The sequence below is a fragment of the Promicromonospora sp. NPDC050249 genome, assembly GCF_040656015.1.
Lineage (GTDB): Bacteria > Actinomycetota > Actinomycetes > Actinomycetales > Cellulomonadaceae > Promicromonospora.
Map to the genome: position 1 here is coordinate 1 of NZ_JBFAKY010000005.1, position 23,167 is coordinate 23,167.

The following is a 23,167-nucleotide window of genomic DNA, read 5'->3' on the forward strand; positions in this document are numbered from 1 at the left end:
GGGCCATCTACGCGCTGTACGCCGTCGGGATCACCGTCGGCAACGCCGTGGCCGGCAACGACCTGGAGATCAGCGCGCTCGACGCCACGCTGGGCCGTACGTACGGAAGGTGACCCGGGCGTCGTCGTCACAGGCGGCTGTGCTCCTCGATGAACCAGCTCAGGATCTTGCTCACCGCGTCAGCCGGTAGCAGACCGGTGTCGGTGTCCGACAGCGTGCCGGCACCGTCCGGGTCCGTGCTGATCCAGGTCTCGACGACATAGAGGGTCGCGCCGTCGATCTGGGCAGCGAGGAACGGTTCCCCGCCCTGCGACAGTGAGACGACATCGCTCCCGACCCGGTCGGCCTGAAGCTTGTCGCACGCCGAGATCACGTCCCACGCGGGCGAGTCGTGGACGTCCGTCGGTCCGGGATACTCGACGGCGACCGCGCGCCAGTGGAACGTCTCGTCGTTCTCCGTGTAGCCGGTCACGTCCTCGGCGAGGATGCGTTGTGCTCCCGCGGCCAGCTCGTGCTCGGCGAAATCTTGCTCCTCATGCCAGAGCCGGACGCCGGAGACGACGTCGTACCGGCCGGACACGAGGCTGCACTCGTCCGTTACCGCTTCTGCCGGATCCTCTCCACAGGGGCCGCCTCCCGCCTCGAGGAGAACCTCTCGCTGTGTGAACGAGACGTCGGCGCCCTCGATCGGCAGCGACTCGTTGAGCTGATGGACTGCCAGGCCGGGCTCCGCCGCGACGACGGCGCACTCGCTCGGTGGTGTGGTCGTGGGCGTCGTTCGGTCGAGGTCAGGGGTCGCCTGCGTCGAGCACGCACTGATCGAGAGGGCGAACAGCGGTGCTGTGACAACACGGCGCAGAATTCTGGGGCTCACGAGACCTCCTGGAGGAACGCGGATGCCCGCGGCCGTTCATGGTCCGTGGTGACAGGGTCGCGGTACAAGGAAAGTGCTGACGCGGCGCCATGAGGGTTTTCCGTGATGGCGCGATCAGGCCTTTGTATGGGAACCTCCCGGACATGACGCCCCAGGACTCGACGACCGAGGAGACCACCCCGCCGTCGGGCAGCGTGCCTGATGCGCCGGCGACGGCGTCGGAGTACGGGCTGCGCCGCCGCCTCCGGCTCATGGGCGCGGTGCTCGCCGGCGGGCTCGCCGTCGTGCTGGCCCTGCTGCTCTGGCTCGGCGTGCTGGTCCCGGCCAAGCAGAAGGCCGCCGGCTATTCGGACGCGGACGCCACCTACGCCGCCGTCGCGATCGAGCACAACGCGCAGGCGGTCCAGCTGACGGCGCTCGCCCCGGGCCGGTCCACCGACGACGAGGTGCTCGCCCTAGCGGTCGAGGTGGGCGAGGCCTCGGCGGGCCGGGTCGAGGACCTCGCCGCATGGCTGGAGGCGCGGGACATCCCGGTGCCGGCAGCGGGGCGGGAGGCGCTCGCGCTGGCCGAGGACGGCCTGACGACCGAGCTGCCCGACGACGGCAGCGGTCCCCGCGCGGGCGCCACCGCACACTCGCACGAGGGCGGTAGCCACGGCATGCTCACCGACGAGCAGGTGAACGGGATCGCCGCGCTCCACGCGCAGGACTTCGACATCGCGCTGCTGGCCGCGCTCGTCGAGCACCACTACGGCGGGCTCCAGCCGGCCGACACGGAGATCACCGAGGGCGAGGACGCCGAGGCGAAGGCGCTGGCGCAGGCCGAGGCCGACGCCATCCGTGTCGAGGTGGAGGACGTCCGCGACGCGCTCGCGGCCATCGGCGGCCCGGGTTCCAACGACGGCTCCGGCTCGTAGCCGAGCCGGAGCGGGTCAGGGCGTGAAGGTCAGGGCGCGGTGACGAAGATGTCGAACAGCTCCGGGTGGTGGCCGTGCACCAGGACGGCGAACACGACGGCGTCGAACAGCAGGTGCACCGCCACGACGTAGCTGAGCGACTTGAACTTCGCGAAGATCCAGCCCTGGACCAGCGCGAACGGCACGGTGAGCAGCGGCCCCCACTCGCGGTAGCCGAGCTCCCACAGGAACGACACGAAGATCATCGACTGCAGCAGGTTGGCCTGCCACATCGGGAAGTGCTTGCAGAGCAGGGCGAACACCACGCAGATGAAGAACAGCTCGTCCCAGATGCCGACGGCGTTCACGCCGACGAAGAGCCGCCAGATGTCCTGCGTCCCGTCGAGGTCCGGCCAGTTGAGGTAGGCGCCGGAGCCGAGGAAGTAGAACGGCAGCAGCACGTACCCGAGCGCCACGACGGCGGCGAGATAGACCCACTGCCCGCGGGTCCAACGACGCCCGGTCAGCACGGGGAACTGGATGGTGTCCTGCTTCAGCACGAACCGGGACAGCGCCCACGGCACGAGTACCGACCCGCCGAGGGCCAGGGTGAAGCGCAGCATCCCGGCGTCGGACAGGTCCGCCTTGAGCGAGATCATCGAGATGATCCCGAGCCCCACGCCGATCAGCGCCAGGTCGCGGCCCAGCGCACGGTCGGCCCACAGGCCCAGCGCTATGCCCAGCACCAGCGGCAGGTAAGCGATCGGTCGGATGTGGACGGCGAAGAGCAGGATCGCCGACGCCGAGACGAGAAAGGCTGCGGTGAGGCGCGCCGGACCGACCAACGAGGTGGGCAGGGTGAGGGTCACGGGGACGAGGCTCCCACACGAACGGGGTGCGTTGTCGACGCCAGGGCCTGGTTGTTCTCCTTCTGGGGCAACTAGAGTCGGTGCGCAGTAACGATTTCATCCAGGTTCCGGCCCCCAGACGGGCCGGCCACCCCGGCAAGGAGGCCGTCGTGCGCTCACCCGAGCACGTTGAGCTGGTTCGGAACAATCCGGACCTCCCCCCGGTCGCGGTCATCGACCGCAGACCGATGACTCCCGGCAAGAAGCTGATCTTCGCGGTGATCGGGCTGGTCGCGGCGGTCGCGTGGGCCCTCGTCGCGTTCGTCCGCGGCGAAGCGGTCAACGGCGCCTACTTCGTCGTCGCCGCCGTCGGCACGTACGTGGTCGCGTACCGCTTCTACGCCCGGCTGATCGAGTACAAGGTCGTGCGCCCGCGGGACGACCGCGCCACCCCGGCCGAGGAGCACGAGAACGGCCGGGACTTCGCGCCGACGGACCGTCGCGTGCTGTTCGGCCACCACTTCGCGGCCATCGCCGGTGCGGGCCCGCTGGTCGGCCCGGTGCTCGCCGCGCAGATGGGCTACCTGCCCGGCACCCTCTGGATCATCATCGGTGCGGTCCTGGCTGGCTGCGTCCAGGACTACCTCGTCCTGTGGCTGTCCACGCGACGCCGCGGCCGCTCGCTCGGCCAGATGATCCGCGACGAGATGGGTCGTGTCGGCGGCGCCGCCGGCCTGATCGGCGTGTTCGTCATCATGATCATCATCCTGGCCGTCCTCGCCCTCGTGGTGGTCAACGCCCTGGCCGAGTCGCCGTGGGGCGTGTTCTCCGTCGGCATGACCATCCCGATCGCTCTCTTCATGGGCGTGTACCTGAGGTTCATCCGGCCGGGCCGGGTGTCCGAGGTCTCGGTGATCGGCGTGGTGCTGCTGGTCCTCGCGATCGTGGCGGGCGGCTGGGTGGCCGAGACCAGCTGGGGCGCCGAGATGTTCACGCTCGAGCCGGTGACCGTGGCCTGGCTCATCGTGGGCTACGGGTTCCTCGCGTCCGTGCTGCCGGTGTGGCTGCTGCTCGCGCCGCGTGACTACCTGTCCACGTTCATGAAGGTGGGCACCATCGTGCTGCTCGCCATCGGCGTGCTCATCGCGCAGCCCGCTGTGCAGGCCCCTGCCGTGTCGAGCTTCGCGATAGAGGGCAACGGGCCCGCGTTCGCCGGCTCCCTGTTCCCGTTCCTGTTCATCACCATCGCGTGCGGTGCGCTGTCCGGGTTCCACGCCCTGATCTCGTCCGGCACGAGCCCGAAGCTGGTCGAGAAGGAGAGCCAGCTCCGGCTCATCGGCTACGGCGGCATGCTCACCGAGTCGTTCGTGGCGATCATGGCCCTGGTCACCGCCATCTCCATCGACCAGCACCTGTACTTCACGATGAACGCCCCGGCCTCGCTCACGGGCGGCGAGCCGGCCGCCGCAGCGGACTACGTGAACGGCCTCGGGCTGGGCGGCACGCCCGCCACGGCGGCCGACATCCAGGGCGCCGCCGACGCCGTCGGCGAGGAGTCGATCGTCTCCCGCACCGGCGGTGCGCCGACGCTCGCGTTCGGCATGTCCCAGATCCTCGGCTCGTTCCTGGGCGGGGCGGGCATGCAGGCGTTCTGGTACCACTTCGCGATCATGTTCGAGGCGCTCTTCATCCTCACCACCGTCGACGCCGGTACGCGCGTCGCCCGCTTCATGCTGTCCGACACGCTCGGTAACCTCGGCGGCCCGCTGCGCAAGTTCCGCGACCCGTCCTGGCGGGTGGGCGCGTGGATCTGCTCGGTGGTGGTGTGCGGCCTCTGGGGCGCGATCCTGCTCATGGGCGTGACCGACCCGCTGGGCGGCATCAACTCGCTGTTCCCGCTGTTCGGCATAGCGAACCAGCTGCTCGCCGCCATGGCCCTCGCCCTGGTCACGGTGGTGGTGGTCAAGAAGGGCTATCTCAAGTGGGCGTGGATCCCCGCCGTCCCGCTGGTGTGGGACCTCGCGGTGACCATGACGGCGTCGTACCAGAAGATCTTCTCCCCCGAGCCGAGCCTCGGGTTCTGGGCGAACCACAACGCGTTCCGCGAGGCGCGGGCAGCGGGCGAGACGTCGTTCGGGACCGCCGCCGACACGGCTGCGATGGACGCCGTCATCCGCAACACGTTCCTGCAGGGCACGCTGTCCATCGTCTTCGCGCTGCTCGTGCTGACCGTGGCGCTGGTGGCGCTGTGGGTCTGCGTCAAGGCGATCCGGGCCGGCGGCCTGCCGACCAGTGAGGAGCCGGACTCGCAGTCGTCGACGTTCGCGCCGTCCGGCCTCGTGCCCACCGACGCCGAACGGGAGGTGGCAGCCCAGTGGACCGCCTACTACGAGGAGAACCCGGACAAGCTCCGGACGGGGACGCACGCGTGAGCTCGCCCTCGGTAGCGGGTCCGCCGGCGGACGGCGGCGGCGTGCTCGCCGTCGTCCGCCGGGGCTGGCGCGCACTGGCCTGGTACGTCACAGGGGTGCTGGGCGAGAGCGACTACCCGCGGTACGTGGCGCACCTGCGTCGGGTGCACCCGGAGGCCGCCGTGCCGACCGCGCGAGAGTACTGGCGCGACCGCTACGCGGCCCAGGACGCCAACCCGGGCGCGCGCTGCTGCTGAGCCCGCTCCGCAACGGGTCCGCCGAGGTAGAGCGGGCGTCCGGACACCCGCTCTACCTCGGCGACCGGGCGCTGGCGAGGTAGAGCGCGCGTCCGGACACGCGCTCTACCTCGGCGGGAGGGCAGGGGGTGCCAGGTCGTCTACGTCAGGTGGTCGTAGGCGCCGCTCGTCCAGGCCGCGTGGCGTTCCGCCGAGCGCAGCACGATCTCGCGCGCGTCGACAGGGATGACGCCCCGGAAGTTGTTGTAGAGCCTGTCGAACTCGAACCGCCCCACGTGGTGCGCAACCCGCTGGACCACGGGCCCCGACAGCGGGATCCGGTTCGGATAGCTGCGCATGAACGAGACAGAGGTCCGGTCCGGGTTGGCGAAGATCGTGTCGCCGCTCAGCAGCACACCCTTCCCTGACGCACCCGCCATCCAGTGCGCCACCGAGGAACCGGGGAAGTGCCCGCCCGGCTGGCTCAGCGTCACCCCGGGCAGGATCTCCCGGTCGCCCTTCCACAGCTCGACGGCGTCGTCGGACCGGGCGAGCCAGCCGGCATCGGGCTCGCTCACGAGGATCGGCACGCCGCCGAGCCGGCGGCTCCACTCGACCTGCACGCCGTACATGTGCGGATGGCTGGCCACGATGTACGCCAGCCCGCCCATACCCTGGACCGCGGCGACCGCCGCGTCGTCCACATAGCCCGGGACGTCGAACATGAGGTTCCCCCGCGCCGTCCGGACGATCTTCGCGGTGGGGCCGATACCGACGTCCGGCACGGTGGTGAGGCCGAACAGGTCGGGCTCGAGCTCCTCGACGGCGACGCTCTGCCCCTCGGCCGCGAGCTCCTCCAGCGTGGTCCACTGCTGCCCGTCGGCGGGCACCCACTGGCGTTCGTCCGCGCAGACGGCGCACACCTCGGGCCGGGACTCGTGCTCCACGCCGCACGTGCGGCAGATCCAGAACGTCATCGTCAGGTCTCCTTCGTCGGGCCGGTGCTGCATCACTGCGGTGGCACTGCTTCGTCACGATGCGCCCGCGCGGTGGTCGTGTCCAGCAAATCCCTGGCGAACGCGAAGGTTTCCGGTCGGTCGTACGGCGTGGCGTACCGGTGTGTCGAGAAGTGAATCGTTTCGGATCTTCGCGTGGCCTGGTGCCGCAGGGGTGAAATCCATACGCTCAGGACCACGTAGGTCTACAACGTTGTAGGCCGCGTTCTCAAGGAGGAGTGACCATGGCACCAACGTCACGGCGCCGCCCGCGGCTTCTCGCCGCGGGAGTCGCAGCACTGTCGGTAGTCGTCTCCCTGCTCGCCGCGCCGGGGGTCGCGGCCGCACCCACCGGAACGGCGGTCGGTACCGCGGCCGGCACAGCGGCCGGCGGCACGACGGCGGTCGCGGCACCGGCCGCCGCCTGCGGTGACGGCGCCGATGCGCTTGTCACCGGAAGCCAGTCGTCCGGGTTCACCGCTACCTATCGCGGGCGGACCGTCTACCAGGGGCAGTACTACATCGACGCCATCTGGGGAGCGCTGGGGGCGCTCAACCCGAACCGCACCAGCCAGGAGAAGGTGTCGGTGATGGCCAGCGCCTGGATCGGCAACAACACGATCAACCTGCCGAGCCATACGTCGTTCGAGGTCTGCGGCACGCTCGACACCGGCTACGTCGCCGGACGGGGCGCGATCCAGGCGGTGGGGGTCGAGGACGTGTCCATCCCCTACCTGAAGATCACGGGGGCGCCCTACTTCGCCCTGCGCTTCGCCGACGTGCACGGTCTGCACCTCGGCCAGATAGACATGCGGACGACCCGGGGCATCGGCATCCGCTTCGAGCGTGACCTGCCCGGCAGCACGAACGTGCGCATGGACTCGGTCTACGCCTCCGGTGTACCGGGTCACGCGATCGAGACCTGGCACATCAACGGCCTCACGATCGGCACCGTCACCGCGCGCAACGTCGGCGAGTCGGCGCTGCTGATCCAGGGCACGAGCAACGCCACCATCGGGACGGTCGACGGCGACAACGTGGCCACGGGGACCGGTTATGCCACCTTCCGCATGGCCAACGCCAACGGGCCGAACATCACGGTGAACCGCGTGAAGTCGCGCGGCGGCGGCCGGGGCGTGTTCTGCGTGTCGAACTCGCGGGGTGCGCGGATCAACTCGGTAGACCTCGCGAACAACGGCAACAACTCGATCCTCATCGAGAACTGCTCGGACATCACCATCGCCGGCGGCACCGTCAACGGAGGCGGGGAGGTGCGGCTCGCCGCGCGTACGGAGTTCCCCAACAACCGGAACATCCACATCACGCTCCGCGTCGACAACACCTCGGTGCGGGAGTCGCCGTGCGGCGAGAACACGACGTGGACCCTCACGGGCAACGGCTCCCGCAACATCTGCTGACCCCGCCCGGGCGGTGGGACGAGAACGGGGTTGTGCTCCGGTGAGGGCCCGGACGGAGCACAACCCCGTTCTCGCCCTGTCGTCTTCCTGTCATCTCCGCCTTCAGGTGGAAGCGGTCAGGGCTCGCGGTTCCTAGGCTGGGGGCATGTCCGATGCTCCATCCCCGCCCGACGTCCAGCCGCCCGGCGCCCGGCAGCCCGACCTGTCGCGCGCCGCGACGTCCCGCTCCGCCGAGGGCGTCAGCGGGCGCGTGCTCGACTGGTTCGGCGTCGACGCCGACTGGGAGCGGGTTCCCGCCGGCCGTGACGCCTACCGCAGGGACCTGCGGCTGGGTGCCGGGTTCGCGGTGCTCGCGGCGGTCTCGATCGAGCTGGGCCGCAGCATGGGCATCTTCGAGGACGTGACGGAGCCGTTGTGGCTCGTCTACCTCCTCGGGGTGGTCAGCACCGTGCCGCTGGCGTGGCGCCGCCGCTACCCGCTGGTGTCGCTCGTGCTCGTGTACGGGTCCTTCCTCGGGATCGGCCTCACGATCCCGGCGATCACCGTGCTCATGCCGATGCAGGTCATGTACTTCGTCGCCCTGTTCACGGCGGTCGCCTGGGCGCGGGACCGGCGGGCGATGCTCGTGGTCGTCAGCGCCTGCGTCCTGGTGATGTTCACGTGGCTGATCTGGATGTTCGCGGTGCAGCAGGGCATCGAGACCCTTCTCGAGGAGTTCCCGACCCGCGCGGACTGGCCCGGCCTGATCGACCCGTACCTCGCGAACAGCGCCTACCAGTTCATCGTCAACATCGCGTTCTTCGGCGGAGCGGTGGTGGCGGGGCAGATGCAGTGGAACGCGGCGCTGCGCAGGCGGCAGCTCACCGACCAGTCGGTCACCATCGAGAAGCAGGCGGCGGCCCTGACCGACCAGGCGATAGTCGCCGAGCGGGTGCGGATCGCGCGCGAGCTGCACGACGTCGTCGCGCACCACGTGTCGGTGATCGGCATCCAGGCGGCCGCCGCCCGGCGGGTCCTGGACCGCGACCCGGCCCGCGCGGCGGAAGCACTCCTCACCATCGAGCGTGAGTCCCGCGAGGGGGTCGCGCAGATGCGGAACCTGGTCGGCACGCTCCGTTCGGTGCCGGACGCCGGTGGCAAGGGCTCCCCGTCCGGGCCGGACGGCGCGGGTTCCCGGGCGCCCGAACCGGGCCTGGCCGACCTCCCGGCCCTCACCGCCGCCGACCACGACGGCCTGGACACCACGTTCCGGCAGGTCGAGGAGCCCGTAGGAGCCGCAGCCGACGTGCCGGACCCGATGGGACTGAGCCTCTACCGAACCGCCCAGGAGGCGATGGCGAACGTGCGGAAGCATTCGACCGCCCGCTCCGCGACGGTCACGCTGCGCGTGGTCCGCCGCCCGGAGACGCAGGCGGGGCAGCGGTTCGAGCACGGCTTCGCCGAGGTGGAGGTGCTGGACGACGGTCGTCCGCGCCACGGGACGTCCGGCTCCGGTCTGGGGCTGCTGGGCATCCGGGAGCGGGTCGCCACGCACCAGGGGATGGTCGAGATCGGGCCACGGGCGACGGGCGGGTACCGCGTGCGGGTGCGGCTGCCGCTGCCCGCGCCGGGCCCGGGCGCCGTTCCGGTAGTTCCCACGGCCGCCGCGCGACAGACGGGGGCTCCGGCCGAGGTCTCGTCGGCGGCCCGGACGGAGGTCGTCGGATGACGCGCGTGCTGCTGGTGGACGACCAGGCGCTGGTGCGTTCCGGCTTCTCGCTCATCCTCTCGGTGGAGGACGACTTCGAGGTGGTCGGTGAGGCGGGCGACGGCGCTGCGGCGATCGAGCTGACCCGCGCCCTGCGGCCCGACATCGTGCTGATGGACGTCCAGATGCCTGTCATGGACGGTATCGAGGCCACACGTCGCATCGTGGCGGAGGATCTCGCGAAGGTGCTGGTCCTGACGACGTTCGACCAGGACGAGTACGTCTTCGACGGGCTGGCGGCGGGAGCCTCAGGGTTCCTGCTCAAGAACTCCGACGCGGAGCATCTGGTCGAGGCCGTGCGGACGGTGGCGGCCGGCCACGCGCTGCTCGCGCCGCAGATCACGCGACGGGTGATCGAGCAGATGGTCGCGGGGGAGCGGCAGCCGCCGTCCGAGCGGAGGTCGGGCGACCGGACGCCCTCGGCCGAGGTCAGCACGCTGGTCGAGCCCGCAGGTACCCACACCGCGAGGCAGCAGACGGCTGCCCCGGCCGGCCTCGCTCTTCTCACACCGCGCGAGCGCGAGGTGCTGGAGCTGGTGGGCACCGGGCTGTCGAACGCGGAGATCGCGTCGACCCTCTATCTCGGTGAGGCGACGGTGAAGACCCACGTCTCGAACGTGCTCGCCAAGCTGCACGTGCGCGACCGGGTGCAGGCGGTCGTCCTGGCCCACCGCGTCGGCCTGGTCTGAGCGGGACGGGCTGCGACCGTCCGGCCATATGTCATCGATCGTCGACATCTGCGCGAACGAAACAGATCGCCGACATAGTGCTGGCGAATCGGATATATATCCCTTTCCCGGCGGTATGCGGAAAGGGACAGAGAAGCGAGGCCCTGGGGAAAGGGCCTCGCCTCTTTGCGCCGGGAGATACCGGCGCGCCTTCTGCTCAACCGGACTATTCGGTCGGCCCCGTGGAAGGCTCGGGTGAAGGCTCTGTCGACGGGTCAGGAGAAGGATCCGTCGAGGGCTCCGGCGACGGCTCGACGGTCGGCTCCGGGGTCGGCTCCGCCGGCGGCTCGGTCGGCTCCTGCGTCGGCGGGTTCGTGGGCTCCTCCGACGGCGGGTCGGTCGGCTCCGGGGTGGGAGTCGGGGTGGGCGTCGGAGTGGGCGTCGGCGTGGGCTCCGGGGTGGGAGTCGGTGTCGGCGTGGGGGTCGGCGTAGGGGTCGGCGTCGGTGTCGGCGACTGCGTCGGCGGCTTCGTCGTGGGCGGGCCCGAGGGGTTGTCCGGGGGCGTCGGCCGGGAACCGTTGCCGAGATCGATCCCCGGCAGCGGTGCCATCGTGAAGCCGCCGTTCGGCTGGTCGGGCGGCGAAACGGCCATGTGCCGGGGGACGTACGTCGACGCGGGCGGCGGCGTGTACGTGAACCGGCTCTGCCCGGGGCGCGAGTGCACGTCGACCGTGCCGTTCTCCCCCTGGTTGGACGTGGCCTCGCGCTTCACCATCATCGGCGGCAGGCCCTGCAGCACATCGGGCACGGCAGGCGCGGCCGTCGTGTCCCGGTCCTTGTCCGGTCCCGACGGCTGCACGGCTACGGCACCCATGATTCCCGCCGTCAGCACGAAGGCTGCGGTTGTCCCTGTGACGATCAATCGCTTGCGCACGCTCAGCTCCCCCTGCGGGTTCAGATACTGCGTTGTGCCCTGTGTCGTGACGGCCCGTTCCCTCTGTACCGGACCGCTGGACACCCTCCGGAGCGGAATGCTCATTCCTCCGTGGACGGGCTGACGAACCATTCAGCGCCACTCTCGTTCTTATGACGCTCCGGATGGGACAATACGTGGCAGAACGCCATCGGCAACCGGTACGTGTAATACCAGGTCAATGGGTATGTGGATGCAGGTGCACGGACTGTGGTCGGCAGAATGTCATGAGATCGGCAACTCGAAATGCCGATCTTCTGCCGCTTTGCCGACCACATCGGCGGACGGCACCCGCCGGGAGGCGGAGAGGGTTCCGCCTTGCGGTGGATCCACCTCCCTCGTCGCGGCCATAGCGTGACTGCCATGAGCGATCTGGAGGTGCGGGACCTGACCCGCGTGTTCGTGTCGGGCGGCGCGCCCCGGCGAGCGGTGGACGGCGTCAGCTTCACGGCGAGGTCGGGCCTGCTCACGGGATTCGTGGGGGCCAACGGCGCGGGCAAGACGACGACCATGCGGATGATCATGGGAGTGCTCGCCATCACGAGCGGTGAGGTGCGGTTCGGCGACGAGCCGGTCACCCGGCACGACCGCCGCGAGTTCGGGTACATGCCGGAGGAACGCGGCCTCTACCCGAAGCAGCCCGTGCTGGACCAGCTCGTCTACCTGGCGCGCCTGCGGGGCATCGCGGCGCCGGTCGCGCGCCGCGAGGTGGTGGAGCACCTCGACCGGCTGGGGCTGGCGGACCGCGCGAAGGACCACGTGGAGAAGCTGTCGCTCGGCAACCAGCAGCGCGTGCAGATCGTCGCGGCGGTCATGGGGCAGCCCAAGGCGCTCGTCCTGGACGAGCCGTTCAGCGGCCTCGACCCGGGGGCCGTCGAGGCCATGGTCGACCTGCTGCGCGAGCACACACGGCGCGGGGTGCCCGTGCTGTTCAGCTCGCACCAGCTCGACCTCGTGGAGCGCCTCTGCGAGCGGCTCGTCATCCTGGGCGGGGGCAGGCTCCTGGCGGACGGCACCCCCGACGGCCTGCGCGCCCAGGGCGTGACCAGGCACCGGCTGGTCCTGTCGGGTGACGCCGGCTTCGTCCGCGGCGTGCCGGGTGTCCTCGCGGTGGACGTGGACGGCACGTCCGCGCTGGTCGAGGTGGACGACGACGCCGCGGCCACCCGCCTCCTGTCCGCGGCCCTGGAGCGAGGCGCCGTCCAGGAGTTCTCCCCGGTACGGCCGACCCTGGCCCAGATCTACCGTGAGGTGACCGCGTGAGCCGGAGGCGCAGCACAGGGTGGGGGCCGAGGAACGAGGAACGCGCCCGGAGCGGAGCCGCAGGCTCACGGGGCAGAGGAGATGGCATGAAGAACGCATGGATGCTGGTGGCGACCCGCGAGATCGTGGTGCGGGCGCTCAACAAGGGGTTCCTGATCGGCCTCGTGGTCAACGTCGCCATGATCGGCGGGCTGATCGGCTTCACGTCCTACATGGACGGCCGCACCGAGTCGTTCGACGTCGCGGTGGTCGCGGGGGACGAGACCGCGGCGACCGCGCTGGAGTCCGCCGCCGGGACCGCGGCCTCGGACGACCAGGACATCGAGCTGACCGTGGTCCGCGTGGACTCCGCCGCGGCGGCAGAGGCGGCGCTCGAGGACGAGAGCGCCGACGCCTGGCTCAGCTCCGGCGACGGCGCCGCGGACGGCTGGACCCTGTCCGGGTGGCGGGAGCCCGACAACGACCTGACCGCGCTGGTCGAGTCCACGGTGCGCGACCAGGTGATGGCCGACCGGGCGGACGCCGCCGGGACCACCGTCGACGCGCTCACGGCCGGCAGCGACGTCGAGACCGAACGTCTCGACGGCAACCCGGTGGACCCGCAGATCGTGTTCGTGGCCGGATTCGTGCTGGCATTCCTGTTCTTCATGGGGGCCGTCGGGTCGGGCTCGATGATCGCGGGCAGCGTGATCGAGGAGAAGCAGTCGCGGCTGGTCGAGATCATCGCCACCGCCGTGCCGCTGCGCCAGCTGCTCGCGGGCAAGATCATCGGCAGCTCGGTGATCGCGCTGGCGCAGAACCTCCTGCTCGCCGGCGTGGGGCTCATCGGAGCCTCGTTCACCGATCTCTCGGCGATCCTGCCCGCGATGTCGGCCACGATGATCTGGTTCGTCGTCTTCTTCACCGTCGGGTTCGTCGCGGTGGCGGCCCTGTACGCGGTGGGGGGCGCGCTCGCGTCGCGCACCGAGGACCTCCAGTACACGACCAGCCCGCTGATGATGCTGATCCTCGGCGTGTACGTGGTGACCTTCTCGGCCGACGGCATGCTGGAGCGCGTGCTGTCGTACATCCCACCGGCGTCCATCGTGTCGATGCCGGTGCGGGTGCTCAACGGCGACGCGCTCTGGTGGGAGCCGCTCGTGTCGCTCCTCATCCTCCTGCTGGCCACGCTCGGTGCGGTGCTCCTCAGCGAGCGGGCCTACCGCGGGGCGCTCATGCAGACGGGCGGCCGGGTCAGCTGGAAGGCGGCCATCACGGCGGACCGGGGCACTACCCTCGGGGCGTGACCGAACGCACTCAGCAGGACGACACCGGGAACGGGACGCCCGATCCGTCGAAGGTGCAGACCTTCGAGCTCATCGACGAGGTCCCCCGTGCCTCCGACGGCCCGGACGGCGAGGTCCCGGACGGCGACGGACCCGCCGCGCCGGAGCCGGACGCCGAAGCCGGTGAGCAGGCTCCTCGCGAGCCCGGTCGGGCAGCGCTCGCGCTCGCGAACGCCCGGGCCGCCGTCGGGCGGAACGTCCGGCGTGGTGGGTCGGCCGTTCGACGGCGGCTGCCCACCACCCGGCGCGGCAAGGTGCTGCTGGTGGGAGGCGCGGTGTCCGTCGTCGTGCTGGCTGTCGCTGCTGGGGTGCTGGTGGACGCGCGACTGCGCGAGCAGGCGCTCCTCGCGACCCCGGCGGGGGTGCGGAACCTGGAGGTGAGGCCCACCGAGCAGTGGTCGATAGACCTCGAGAACCCGATCGGCTCGACGCTTGTCGAGATGCCGGGGGTGCTCGCGATCGCCGGTGACGCGAAGGTCCAGGGTGTGGACCCGGCGTCGGGCGAGGTGCTGTGGACCGTCGACCTCGAGGAGGACCTGAGCTGTGGTCCGTCGGCGCTCCTCGGCATGGGCGAGCCGTCGACGCAGGAGCCGGCGGACCCGCTCGTCTGCGTGACGTCCTCGGGTGAGGGCGACGAACGCGAGCAGAGGGTCACGGTCATCGAGGCGGACGGCGCCACGCGGAGCCGGGAGCTCGACCCGGGGGCCGACGTCGCCCCTGTCGCCGGTGGCGGCCTGCTCCACTTCGAGATCGCGGGCGGCACGACGGAGCAGCGTCCGGTGGTGGTCGACAAGCTGGGCGTTCCCCACCTCCCGAAGGCCTTCGTCGGACCGGATCTGACGGTCGGCGTCGAGGACGCCGCGACGGGTACGGAGCGGTGGAGCGACACCCTGACGTTCGGGGCTCCGCGGCCCGACAGCTGCATCACCTATGACGAGGCCGGCGCCCCGGTTCTCGACGTCGCCGGCGCGCTGAGCTGGGACCTGCACGGCGACGTGCTGGAGGTCCAGGGCTGCGGTGTCTCGGGGGCCTTCCGGCTCGACGGCACCCGGCTCGACGACCCCAAGGACTCGGAGGACCCGCCCGCCGACGGCGTGGACACCGCGTCGTTCCTGTCCCTGCCGGACGGCGCCTGGGTCGGTCCCGATACGGCGGCCACCGACGCCGCGCCGGCCAATGACGTCGTGCACCTGCCGGACGGGGCCGCCGTCGAGCTCGACGGTCACGTGCTCGTGCCATGGGCCACGGACGGGCGTGATCCGGGGCTCGTGCTGGAGCGGGTAGGCGTGCGCACGCAGGCCAGGTCCACGTCCGACGACGACGCAGGGGCGCTGCTCTGGTCCGCACCGCAGCTCAGGGCCACCACGCTGCTGGCAGAGGTGTCCGGTACCGCCGTCGTCCTGGACGAGCAGGGCGTGGTTCGTGCCATCGACCTCGGCACGGGTGCTGACCGCTGGACCCTCTCCCCCGAGACGCTCTCGTTCGGCGACATGGCCTGGGCGGCGGAGTCGTCGATCTTCGGGGCCTACACGGACGGCGACACCCTGCTGCTCCCGGTGAGCGCGGACCCGAGCGGCGAGGTGTCGGGGCTGCGGCTGCTCGCCGTGGACCTCCGGGACGGATCGGTGCGCTGGGAGCACGAGCAGGAGACCCCGTACACGCAGCTCATCAGTGTCGACGGTCATCTGGCTCAGGTCACGCAGCACGGTGTGGTGGGTCTCGGCTGATCACGTACGGGATAGCTGACCACGCAGGTCACGCCGGTAGGCTCCCGCCATGCCACGGCCCGCCAAGCAGGAGTCCGTAGTCTTCGACCTGGTCGAGGAGCACGGGCCGGACGGCGACGCGTACGACGACGCGAACGGTGCCGCGGATGAGGTCGGCGGGGGACCGGACGCCTCCGCCGAGCCCCGGCCCCGGCCTCTGGTGACGCTGTCGCGGCTGTCCCGGCGGACCTGGGCGCTCACCGCCGTGGTGGCCGCCGTCGTGGCGGTGACGGTCGTCGTGGTCGACCTGGTGCGGGACCACCGGCGCGCGGAGCTGATGCGCACCTCGCCGGTGGGCGTGGAGTCTCTCGCGGACCCGCCGGCGGAGACCTGGGCGGTGCGGTTCGACACGCCCGTCGAACCGGGCGATGGCATCTCCATGGACCAGCAGGTGGTGATCATGGACGGGCTGCTCGTGGTGCCTCCGACCAACGCGCAGAGCTACTGGGTGGACCCCGTGCCGGGGCCCGGCGGGCCTGTCCCGCCGGGCTTCGACGAGGTGGTGGCCATCGATCCGGCGTCGGGCGGGGTGGCCTGGCGGGTCCCGCTGGGCGAGCGCCCCACCTGCGGACCAACCGGCTACGACGCGTCGACGTCGACCGAGGTGCTGGTCTGCGTGCAGGGCGCGGACGACGCGCGCGAGGTACTTACCATCGCCCCGGACGGGAGCACGCGGACGCGGCCCGCGGAGCTCGCCGAGGGCGAGCACGTGTTCCCTGGCCCGGACGGGACGGCGGTGCGGACGGTCCGGACCGGCGATCCGGGAGGCGAGGTGGAGTGCGACGTGTCGGGCACCTGCTCGTCCGGGTACCTGACCCCCGGCCGGGATGTGCGCGTGACCGCGGAGGACGCCGGGACCGGTGCGGAACGCTGGACGAGCACCGTCGCGTTCGATCCGATGAACTCGATGAACTGCCAGGGGACGCCCGACTCGGGCGGCTGGCCGACCGCGGACTCGGCGATGGACCCGGACGTGGTGACCGTCAGTGCCGGGGCCGAGACGGTGGTCGTCGACGGGTGCGGCGTGTCGGCGACGTTGTCCGCGTCGGGTATCCGGCTCGATCTGGTGGGCGGCACGGGCCTCACCACGCCGGCGTGGGTCACCGAGCTCGGTCCCGGCCGCTTCGCGGTGGAGGCAGAGTGGCTGGGCACGACGGTCGTCGACGAGACCGGCAAGACCCTGCACACCCTGGACGGCTCCATCCGGACCGAGGCGACGTCGCCCGACGCGCCCGCCGACCTGTGGTTCGTCAAGACGACCACCGAGGCGTCGGGGTTCGAGGCGGTGCGTGAGGACGGGTCCGTGGTCTGGTCGGAGCGCTACGGCCAGAGCGTGCTGCTCGCCGGGCGGGACGTGGTGGTGGTGAACCGTGGGAACCGGGTGGTGGGCCTGGAGCGGACCACCGGAGCGGAGCTCTGGAGCTGGAGCAGCGACGACCTGACCGAGATGCTCCGGTTCCGCACCCTGACCGACGGCGAGACGGTGGCCCTCGAGTACCTGTCGCGGGACGGCTCCTCCGACGGGCTGCTCGTCACCCTCGACCTGGACACCGGCAGGCAGCTCTGGCACATGCCGATGACCGGCCCGGCGATCGCCGTCGACGGGCGCCTCGTGGAGTTCACCCCTGAGGGCGTGCGCGGCCTCGGGTGACCTCTGCCGGAACGGCTGATCGGCGCGCCGCCCGGCGCTACGCTCTGCCGCATGGCGCGCGACCCGGACGAGGGTGATGCGTTCGTCTTCGACCTGGTCGACGACGACGCGCCCGCTGGTGACGTGCCGACAGGTTCCACGGGGTCGGGCACGACACCCGATGCCGGGTTCGCGGCCGACCCGTCGGCGTCGGGCAGCCCAGGACGCAAGCGGCGCGCCGCCGCGCAGACCGCGGCCGTCCTGGCGATAGTGCTCGGGACCGGGCTCGCCGTCGAAGGCATCCGCGACCACGAGCGGATCGAGCGGATGCGCGACGTCCCTGGGGGCGTCGCCGACGTGTCGACACCGCTGGAGGAGAAGTGGGTGTGGGCGGGCGCGGTGGGTTCCGGCGAGAGCGCCACCGCCGACGTCGTGGTGCTCGGCGAAGTGCTGGCCTTCAGGTCCGACGACGGGCTGGTCGCACTGGACCCGGCCACGGGTCAGGAAGCCTGGACCGTGCGGCTCCGCGGGAACGCGGACTGCGGTCCGATGGTCTCGCCCGCCTGGACCGATCCGGCGTCGGACGCGCTGGTGTGCCTGCAGGGGACGGGGAACGGCGCGGAACGTGAGGTGGTCGCGGTGGGGCCGGACGGCGCGACGTCGGCCCCGCGTGTCCTCGACGCCGCAGACACGCGCCGGTACGGACTGCCCCACGTCGGGCCGGACGGCACGGTGCTGCGTGCGAAGCGGTCGGGACCGCTCTCTGCGATAGACCTCGGCGACGCCGCGTGCACGGCCGCCGGTGAATGCTCCGGGACCGTCCGGGCGGGCCGGGACCTGCTGCTCCGCGCCGAGGACGCGGCGACCGGCGCCGCGCGCTGGACGGTGACCGTCCCGTTCCGGGCGGCGGACGCCGTGCAGTGCGCGCGCACGTTCGGTGGGTCCTGGGGCGGCTCGGACACCCGGCTGGTGCTCAGCGGGCAGCTCACTCCGGACACGTTCGGCGCCCAGGTCACCGCGGGCCTCGTCGACCTGAACGGGTGCGGCATCGAGGCCTCCGTCACGTCGGGCGGGGTGGTGCTCGGCACGGAGATCGAGTCGGGCAGGGGTGGCGTCGTCAGGCTGGGTGCCACCAGGTATGCGGGGGTGAGCTTCGAGGGCGTGGCCCGCGCCAGCCTGTACGCGGCCGACGGCGACGTCGTCGGCGAGGTCACCGGCTACCCGCTCAGCCCTGCGGCCACCGACGAGGTAGGGCCGGCGACGCTGCTCGCGGTCGACGAGCCCGCGCGCCGGCTGCGCGCCTACGAACCGGACGGCACACCCCGCTGGGACATCGTCCTGCAGTCGGGTGGCCAGGAGTTCCTCGCCCAGGTGGGTGACACGGCGGTCATCACGTCCGGGGCAGGGACGGTGCGCGGGCTGGATCTCGCCACGGGGGCGGAGAAGTGGTTCTGGGACGGCTCGGCCCCGGTGTCGGCGGACGACGGCGGGTACTTCGGGAGCGTCCACGTGGTCCAGGCCTTCACCGACGGCGAGTCCGTGCTCCTGCTGACCGAGCGCGAGGCGGGCGGCGGGACGCAGGGCCTGGTGGCGCTCGACGCGGCCTCCGGTGCGGTGCTCTGGGACCGGGCGGGTGGTGGGCCGATCAGCACGTTCGACCTGGCGGACGGCGGCACCGTCGAGCAGGGCGTGGTCGGTGACCTGATAGCGGTGGACGGCAACCTGCTCGAGGTCACTCCACGCGGCGTGCGTGGCCTCGGGTGAGACTTGGGTGGGAGCGACCCGACCGGCATACGCTCGACCGCATGGCACGTGATCGGGAGCCGGGTGGTGCGTTCGTCTTCGACCTGGTCGACGACGGCGCGGCCGACCCAGCGGGCCCTCTCGCACCGCAGGCCGGGACCGCCGGGGACGGCCTGGACGGGGACGAGCCGGAAGCGGAGGGCGTCGCGCCCGGTGAGCCCTGGGCAGGGTCGGACCGGAGTCTCCGCGGCGTCGCGCCGGTCGCCGCGGTCCTTGCGATAGTGCTCGGCACGGGTCTCGGGATGGACGGCGTACGGGACGCCGCACGGGCGGAGCGGATGCGTGAGGTCCACGGGGGTGTGGTCGACGTGTCCGCACCGCTCACCGAGACGTGGGCCTGGGAGGGCGACGTCGGCTCCCCCAGGGCGGTCGAGGAGGGGCTGGGGGTGGAGGTCGCGGTCCTCGGTGACGTGCTCGTGTTCGAGTCCGGCGACGAGCTGGTCGCGCTCTCCGCCGCGACGGGTGCCGAGGCCTGGGTCGTCCCGCTCGGCGCCGACCCCGACTGCGGGCCGACCGGCTCGGCGGGCTGGGGACAGATCATGACGTCGGCCCTGGTGTGCCTGGCCGGCCCGGATGCGGACCGGGCGGTGACAGTCGTCGGGCCGGACGGTGTGGTCTCGGCGCCCCGCGTCCTCTCCGCTGCGGACACCCGCCGGTTCGGGGAGCCCCGGCCCGGTCCGGGCGGCACGGTGGTGCGTGCCGAGCGGACCGGCCGTGCACCGACGTCCGGCCTCGGCGACGGCGAGTGCACCGAGCTGGGGGAGTGCAGAGGGACGGTGCGGGCAGGTCAGGACCTCACGATCCGGGCCGAGGACGCCGTCACGGGTGAGGAACGCTGGCGCGTGACCGTCCCGTTCCGGCCAACGCCCGCCGACCAGTGCGCCAACTGGTACGGCACCTCGTGGGACGGGTCGAGCACCGCGGTGAACCTGAGCAACATGATCGATCCCGGCAGCTTCGGCGCCCAGATCACCGGCAGGCTGGTGCAGCTGTACGGGTGCGGTGTCGAGGCCGTCATCACCTCGGACGGCGTGCTGATCGGTACGGAGATCGAGCCCGGCACCGGCAGCGTGGAGAGCCTCCGGAACGGCAGGTACAGCGGCTACACCTGGAGCGAGCACGTGCGGACCGTCCTCTACGACTCCGCGGGTGACACCGTCGGCCAGATCGACGGGTACGCCGCAGAGCCGGGTGCCGTGGACGGGTCCGGGCCGGACACGCTCCTCGGTGTCGGGGAGCCGGGAGCCCGGGTCACGGCCTACGAGCCGGACGGTACCCGCCGCTGGGACGCCGGGGTGGCCACCGATGCCCAGAGCTTCCTCGCGCAGGTCGCCGGGACAGCGGTGATCCTGACCGCCGGCGGGACGGTGCGTGGGCTGGACCTCGCGTCCGGCGAGGAACGGTGGGCGTGGAAGGACACGGACCCCGACGAGTACGGAGCGGAGCTCTACGTGGCCCGTAGCTTCACCGACGGGCAGCACGTGCTGCTGGTCGTCGAGAACGGCTACGGCAGCGCGGGGCTGGTGTCCCTCGACGTGCTCTCGGGTGAGGTGGCCTGGGAGCAGCACGGCGAGGAAGCCGCCCTCGACGGGGCCAGCCAGATCGGCGGCGGCGGGCTGCTGGCGATCGACGGCAACCTCCTGGAGGTCACGCCGGACGGTGTCCGCGGGCTGGGCTGAGCAGTGGGTAACGGCACTTCTGGTGAATCGGCGGGCCGCTCCGCATACGCTCGGCCGCATGGGACGCGATCCGGCAGGCGGTGACGCGTTCGTCTTCGACCTCATCGACGACGGTGCGGGCGACGATGACGCGCTCGACGCTCCCCCGCGTCCCGACCTGTCGCTTCCCGACGGCGCAGCGGACGGCGGTCCTGACGACGCCTCGGAGATGGGCGACGGCGGGCGTGCCGACCCGGTGGTGCCGACGGGCGCGACCCGGTGGCTGCGCCTGCTGGCACCGGTCGCCGCGGTGCTCGCGGTAGTCCTGGGGACGGGTTTCGCCCTTGACGGAGTACGCACCGTCCAGCAGCTGGACCGGATCCGCAGCGTGCGCGGCGGTGTGGCGGACCTGTCGTCCCCGCTCGCCGAGCGGTGGGCGTGGGAAGGAGCCGTCGGCACCGGCGGGTTCGAGGCGTACTGGGGCAGCGTCCAGGTGGCCGCGCTCGGCGACCTGCTGGTGTTCGTGTCGGACGACGAGCTGCTCGCGCTGGAGCCGGCGACGGGCGCCGAGGCCTGGTCGGTCCCGCTCGGCGACCTCCCGGACTGCGGGCCTACCGGGTACCCGGGCGGGGCGGACCTCACCACCGTGTCAGTGGTGTGCCTCCAGGGTGCGCCAGAGGAACGCGAGGTCATGGTGGTCGGGCCGGACGGGGCGGCGTCCGAGCCGCGTCTCCTCGATCCCGCGGACACGCGCCGGTACGGATCCGCGAGGCCTGGGCCGGACGGCACGGTGCTGCGGGCGCGACGGGTCGGTGACACCTCGGCGGTAGACCTGGCCGACGCCGTGTGCTCGCCGACCGGCGAATGCACCGGGACCGTCACGTCCGGCCGGGACATCACGCTGCGCGCCGAGGACGCCGTCACCGGTGCGGAGCGCTGGAGCGTCACCGCGCCGTTCGTGGCGACCCCCGCCGCGAACTGCAACCCGTGGCAGGGCGGCGGCCCATGGGGCGAGGTCTCCGACCCCGTGAGCGACGACCCGCTGCAGCCCGAAGCGTTCGGTGCGCACATCAGCGGCGACCTCGTCGCCCTCAACGGCTGCGGCGCCAACGCCTCCGTCACGTCGGACGGAGAGCTGCTCCGCGGAGCGGTGCCATCCGGAGCCAGCGGCATCGTCGGCCTCAGCACGGGTGGTTACCTCGCCTCGGGCTTCGACTCGACGACGGACACCGTCGTCTACTCGGCTGACGGTGAGGTTCTCGGGACGGTCGCGGGCTATGCGGTCGAGGCGGCAGTGGTCGACGGAGCGGGTCTGGTGCTCAGCTGGGACAAGGACGCGCCGGGCGTGCACGCCTACGAGCCGGACGGGACGCCCCGCTGGGACGCCCGGGAGACGGATACCTTCCAGTTCGCCGCCGAGGTGGGTGAGACGGCGGTCGTCGTGGCCTCGCGCGGGGAGGTACGCGGGCTGGACGTCGCGACCGGGGACCGGCGGTGGGCCCTGGACATCGCGAAGGGCGCCGACGGCGAATCCGACGTCCGGTTCCTGTTCCGGGCCTTCACCGACGGCCGTCATGTGCTCCTGCTCCTGCACGACGAGACAGGCAGGTTCGACCTCGTGTCGCTCGACACGGTTTCGGGCGAGCTCGCCTGGGACGTGCCCATCGCGGACGTTCTCGGCCCGGTCCAGGACCCGTCCCTGGTCGCGGTCGGTGGCCGGCTGCTCGCGGTGACGCAGGGGGGCGTGCGCGGACTGGGCTGACGGCGTCTGCCGACGCCGTGTCGGTGAGCCGTCCTATGGTGGGGCCATGGTGAAGATCGGCGCGCACGTGGACCTGACCGACGCGATCGGTGCGGCGAAGACGCTTGGCGCGGACACGGTGCAGGTGTTCCTCAGCGACCCGCAGGCGTGGAAGGTCCCGGACCTCCCGTACGAGGGCGGTGCGGAGGCGCTCCGGGCCGACGCCGCCGCGGCGGGTGTGGACCTGTACGTGCACGCGCCGTACGTGATCAACGTGGCGTCAACGAACAACCGGATCCGGATCCCGAGCCGCAAGCTGCTGCAGCAGATCATGGACGGCGCCTCTGCGATCGGCGCGAAGGGCGTCGTCGTGCACGGCGGGCACGTCACAGCGAACGACGAGCCGGCCAAGGGTTTCGACAACTGGCGCAAGGCGATCGACGCCCTGGAGACCGACGTCCCGGTGCTCATCGAGAACACGGCGGGCGGCGACTACTCCATGGCGCGCCGGCTGGAGCGGATCGAGGAGCTGTGGGCGGCCGTGACCACGGCGAACGGTGGGGACAACGTCGGGTTCACCCTCGACACCTGTCACGCCTGGGCCGGTGGGTTCGACCTCGCGACGGCCGTCGAGCAGATCCGCGCGATCACCGGCCGCATCGACCTGGTGCACGCCAACGACTCGCGCGACGTCGCAGGGTCCGGCGCGGACCGGCACATCAACTTCGGCAAGGGGCTGATCCCCGAGGAGCTCCTGGTCGGGGTGGTCGCGGCGGCGGGCGCCCCGGTGATCTGCGAGACCAAGGGCGACATGGCACCGGACATCGCCTGGCTGCGCGAGCGCCTGGGCTGACGCGCCACCGCTGGTCGACCCGCCCAGGGCTGGTCGAACCTGTCGGGACCACCTGGCAGGAT

Annotated in this window: 18 protein-coding genes; 14 read left to right on the top strand and 4 right to left on the bottom strand. The window is 71.7% G+C overall.

What is annotated here, in order from left to right; translation table 11 throughout:
• Positions 1-127 precede the first annotated feature (127 nt).
• The gene (locus tag AB0I32_RS05105; protein WP_357503541.1) at positions 128-874 is read right to left on the bottom strand and encodes a hypothetical protein; all 747 of its coding nucleotides are present in this window, start codon (positions 872-874) and stop codon (positions 128-130) included.
• 143 nt (positions 875-1,017) lie between these two features.
• On the opposite strand from AB0I32_RS05105, the gene AB0I32_RS05110 reads away from it, so the two are divergent.
• A complete protein-coding gene (locus tag AB0I32_RS05110) occupies positions 1,018-1,791 on the top strand; it encodes a DUF305 domain-containing protein (RefSeq protein WP_357503543.1) in 774 nt (257 codons plus the stop codon).
• Positions 1,792-1,820: 29 nt separating this feature from the next.
• On the opposite strand, the gene AB0I32_RS05115 is transcribed toward AB0I32_RS05110, so the two are convergent.
• Positions 1,821-2,639: a CPBP family intramembrane glutamic endopeptidase gene (locus AB0I32_RS05115; RefSeq protein WP_357503545.1), complete on the bottom strand. Its 819-nt coding sequence runs from the start codon at positions 2,637-2,639 to the stop codon at positions 1,821-1,823.
• 149 nt (positions 2,640-2,788) lie between these two features.
• Between AB0I32_RS05115 and AB0I32_RS05120 the strand changes: the two genes are divergently transcribed.
• Positions 2,789-5,050 (top strand): carbon starvation CstA family protein, encoded by a 2,262-nt coding sequence (locus AB0I32_RS05120; RefSeq protein ID WP_357503547.1) that lies wholly within the window; start codon positions 2,789-2,791, stop codon positions 5,048-5,050.
• Positions 5,047-5,286 (top strand): YbdD/YjiX family protein, encoded by a 240-nt coding sequence (locus tag AB0I32_RS05125; protein WP_357503549.1) that lies wholly within the window; start codon positions 5,047-5,049, stop codon positions 5,284-5,286. Before AB0I32_RS05120 ends, AB0I32_RS05125 begins: the two co-directional genes overlap by 4 nt.
• A gap of 140 nt (positions 5,287-5,426) precedes the next feature.
• Here the strand turns inward: AB0I32_RS05125 and AB0I32_RS05130 are convergent, their stop codons facing one another.
• Positions 5,427-6,242 carry a hydrolase gene (locus AB0I32_RS05130; RefSeq protein ID WP_357503551.1) on the bottom strand — a complete coding sequence of 272 codons (816 nt, stop codon included), beginning with the start codon at positions 6,240-6,242 and terminating at the stop codon, positions 5,427-5,429.
• A 263-nt stretch (positions 6,243-6,505) separates the two neighbouring features.
• On the opposite strand from AB0I32_RS05130, the gene AB0I32_RS05135 reads away from it, so the two are divergent.
• From AB0I32_RS05135 to AB0I32_RS05145, 3 genes are all read left to right on the top strand, one after another.
• On the top strand, positions 6,506-7,678 hold the full coding sequence (locus AB0I32_RS05135) for a right-handed parallel beta-helix repeat-containing protein (RefSeq protein ID WP_357503553.1): 1,173 nt from the start codon (positions 6,506-6,508) through the stop codon (positions 7,676-7,678).
• A 145-nt stretch (positions 7,679-7,823) separates the two neighbouring features.
• Positions 7,824-9,386, top strand: a complete 1,563-nt coding sequence (locus AB0I32_RS05140) for a histidine kinase (protein WP_357503555.1) — start codon at positions 7,824-7,826, stop codon at positions 9,384-9,386.
• Complete coding sequence (locus tag AB0I32_RS05145; RefSeq protein WP_357503557.1) at positions 9,383-10,114, top strand: response regulator transcription factor; 732 nt, start codon at positions 9,383-9,385, stop codon at positions 10,112-10,114. The genes AB0I32_RS05140 and AB0I32_RS05145 overlap by 4 nt, the downstream gene beginning before the upstream one ends.
• Positions 10,115-10,319: 205 nt before the next feature.
• Here AB0I32_RS05145 and AB0I32_RS05150 read toward each other — a convergent pair whose 3' ends face one another.
• Positions 10,320-11,027 (bottom strand): hypothetical protein, encoded by a 708-nt coding sequence (locus AB0I32_RS05150; RefSeq protein ID WP_357503559.1) that lies wholly within the window; start codon positions 11,025-11,027, stop codon positions 10,320-10,322.
• Positions 11,028-11,429: 402 nt separating this feature from the next.
• Between AB0I32_RS05150 and AB0I32_RS05155 the strand changes: the two genes are divergently transcribed.
• The 8 genes from AB0I32_RS05155 (at position 11,430) to AB0I32_RS05190 (ending at position 23,105) form a co-directional block, all read left to right on the top strand.
• Entirely contained in the window at positions 11,430-12,329 is a 900-nt protein-coding gene (locus AB0I32_RS05155; RefSeq protein ID WP_357503561.1) for an ATP-binding cassette domain-containing protein, read from the top strand.
• A gap of 86 nt (positions 12,330-12,415) precedes the next feature.
• Positions 12,416-13,615, top strand: coding sequence for an ABC transporter permease (locus AB0I32_RS05160; RefSeq protein WP_357503563.1), 1,200 nt, complete (start codon positions 12,416-12,418; stop codon positions 13,613-13,615).
• Entirely contained in the window at positions 13,612-15,381 is a 1,770-nt protein-coding gene (locus AB0I32_RS05165) for a PQQ-binding-like beta-propeller repeat protein (RefSeq protein WP_357503566.1), read from the top strand. The genes AB0I32_RS05160 and AB0I32_RS05165 overlap by 4 nt, the downstream gene beginning before the upstream one ends.
• 49 nt (positions 15,382-15,430) lie before the next feature.
• A complete protein-coding gene (locus tag AB0I32_RS05170; RefSeq protein WP_357503568.1) occupies positions 15,431-17,071 on the top strand; it encodes a PQQ-binding-like beta-propeller repeat protein in 1,641 nt (546 codons plus the stop codon).
• A 51-nt stretch (positions 17,072-17,122) separates the two neighbouring features.
• A complete protein-coding gene (locus AB0I32_RS05175; protein ID WP_357503570.1) occupies positions 17,123-18,814 on the top strand; it encodes a PQQ-binding-like beta-propeller repeat protein in 1,692 nt (563 codons plus the stop codon).
• A 41-nt stretch (positions 18,815-18,855) separates the two neighbouring features.
• Positions 18,856-20,532 carry a PQQ-binding-like beta-propeller repeat protein gene (locus tag AB0I32_RS05180; protein WP_357503572.1) on the top strand — a complete coding sequence of 559 codons (1,677 nt, stop codon included), beginning with the start codon at positions 18,856-18,858 and terminating at the stop codon, positions 20,530-20,532.
• Positions 20,533-20,590: 58 nt separating this feature from the next.
• On the top strand, positions 20,591-22,273 hold the full coding sequence (locus AB0I32_RS05185) for a PQQ-binding-like beta-propeller repeat protein (protein WP_357503574.1): 1,683 nt from the start codon (positions 20,591-20,593) through the stop codon (positions 22,271-22,273).
• 46 nt (positions 22,274-22,319) lie between these two features.
• Complete coding sequence (locus AB0I32_RS05190; RefSeq protein WP_357503576.1) at positions 22,320-23,105, top strand: deoxyribonuclease IV; 786 nt, start codon at positions 22,320-22,322, stop codon at positions 23,103-23,105.
• The last annotated feature ends 62 nt before the right edge of the window (positions 23,106-23,167 follow it).

Coding starts and splice junctions, on each gene's coding strand:
- AB0I32_RS05130 (WP_357503551.1), bottom strand. CDS start 6,242: ATGACGTTCTGGATCTGCCGCACGTGCGGCGTGGAGCACGAGTCCCGG.
- AB0I32_RS05135 (WP_357503553.1), top strand. CDS start 6,506: ATGGCACCAACGTCACGGCGCCGCCCGCGGCTTCTCGCCGCGGGAGTC.
- AB0I32_RS05180 (WP_357503572.1), top strand. CDS start 18,856: ATGGCACGTGATCGGGAGCCGGGTGGTGCGTTCGTCTTCGACCTGGTC.
- AB0I32_RS05110 (WP_357503543.1), top strand. CDS start 1,018: ATGACGCCCCAGGACTCGACGACCGAGGAGACCACCCCGCCGTCGGGC.
- AB0I32_RS05145 (WP_357503557.1), top strand. CDS start 9,383: ATGACGCGCGTGCTGCTGGTGGACGACCAGGCGCTGGTGCGTTCCGGC.
- AB0I32_RS05140 (WP_357503555.1), top strand. CDS start 7,824: ATGTCCGATGCTCCATCCCCGCCCGACGTCCAGCCGCCCGGCGCCCGG.
- AB0I32_RS05175 (WP_357503570.1), top strand. CDS start 17,123: ATGGCGCGCGACCCGGACGAGGGTGATGCGTTCGTCTTCGACCTGGTC.
- AB0I32_RS05160 (WP_357503563.1), top strand. CDS start 12,416: ATGAAGAACGCATGGATGCTGGTGGCGACCCGCGAGATCGTGGTGCGG.
- AB0I32_RS05190 (WP_357503576.1), top strand. CDS start 22,320: ATGGTGAAGATCGGCGCGCACGTGGACCTGACCGACGCGATCGGTGCG.
- AB0I32_RS05155 (WP_357503561.1), top strand. CDS start 11,430: ATGAGCGATCTGGAGGTGCGGGACCTGACCCGCGTGTTCGTGTCGGGC.
- AB0I32_RS05170 (WP_357503568.1), top strand. CDS start 15,431: ATGCCACGGCCCGCCAAGCAGGAGTCCGTAGTCTTCGACCTGGTCGAG.
- AB0I32_RS05185 (WP_357503574.1), top strand. CDS start 20,591: ATGGGACGCGATCCGGCAGGCGGTGACGCGTTCGTCTTCGACCTCATC.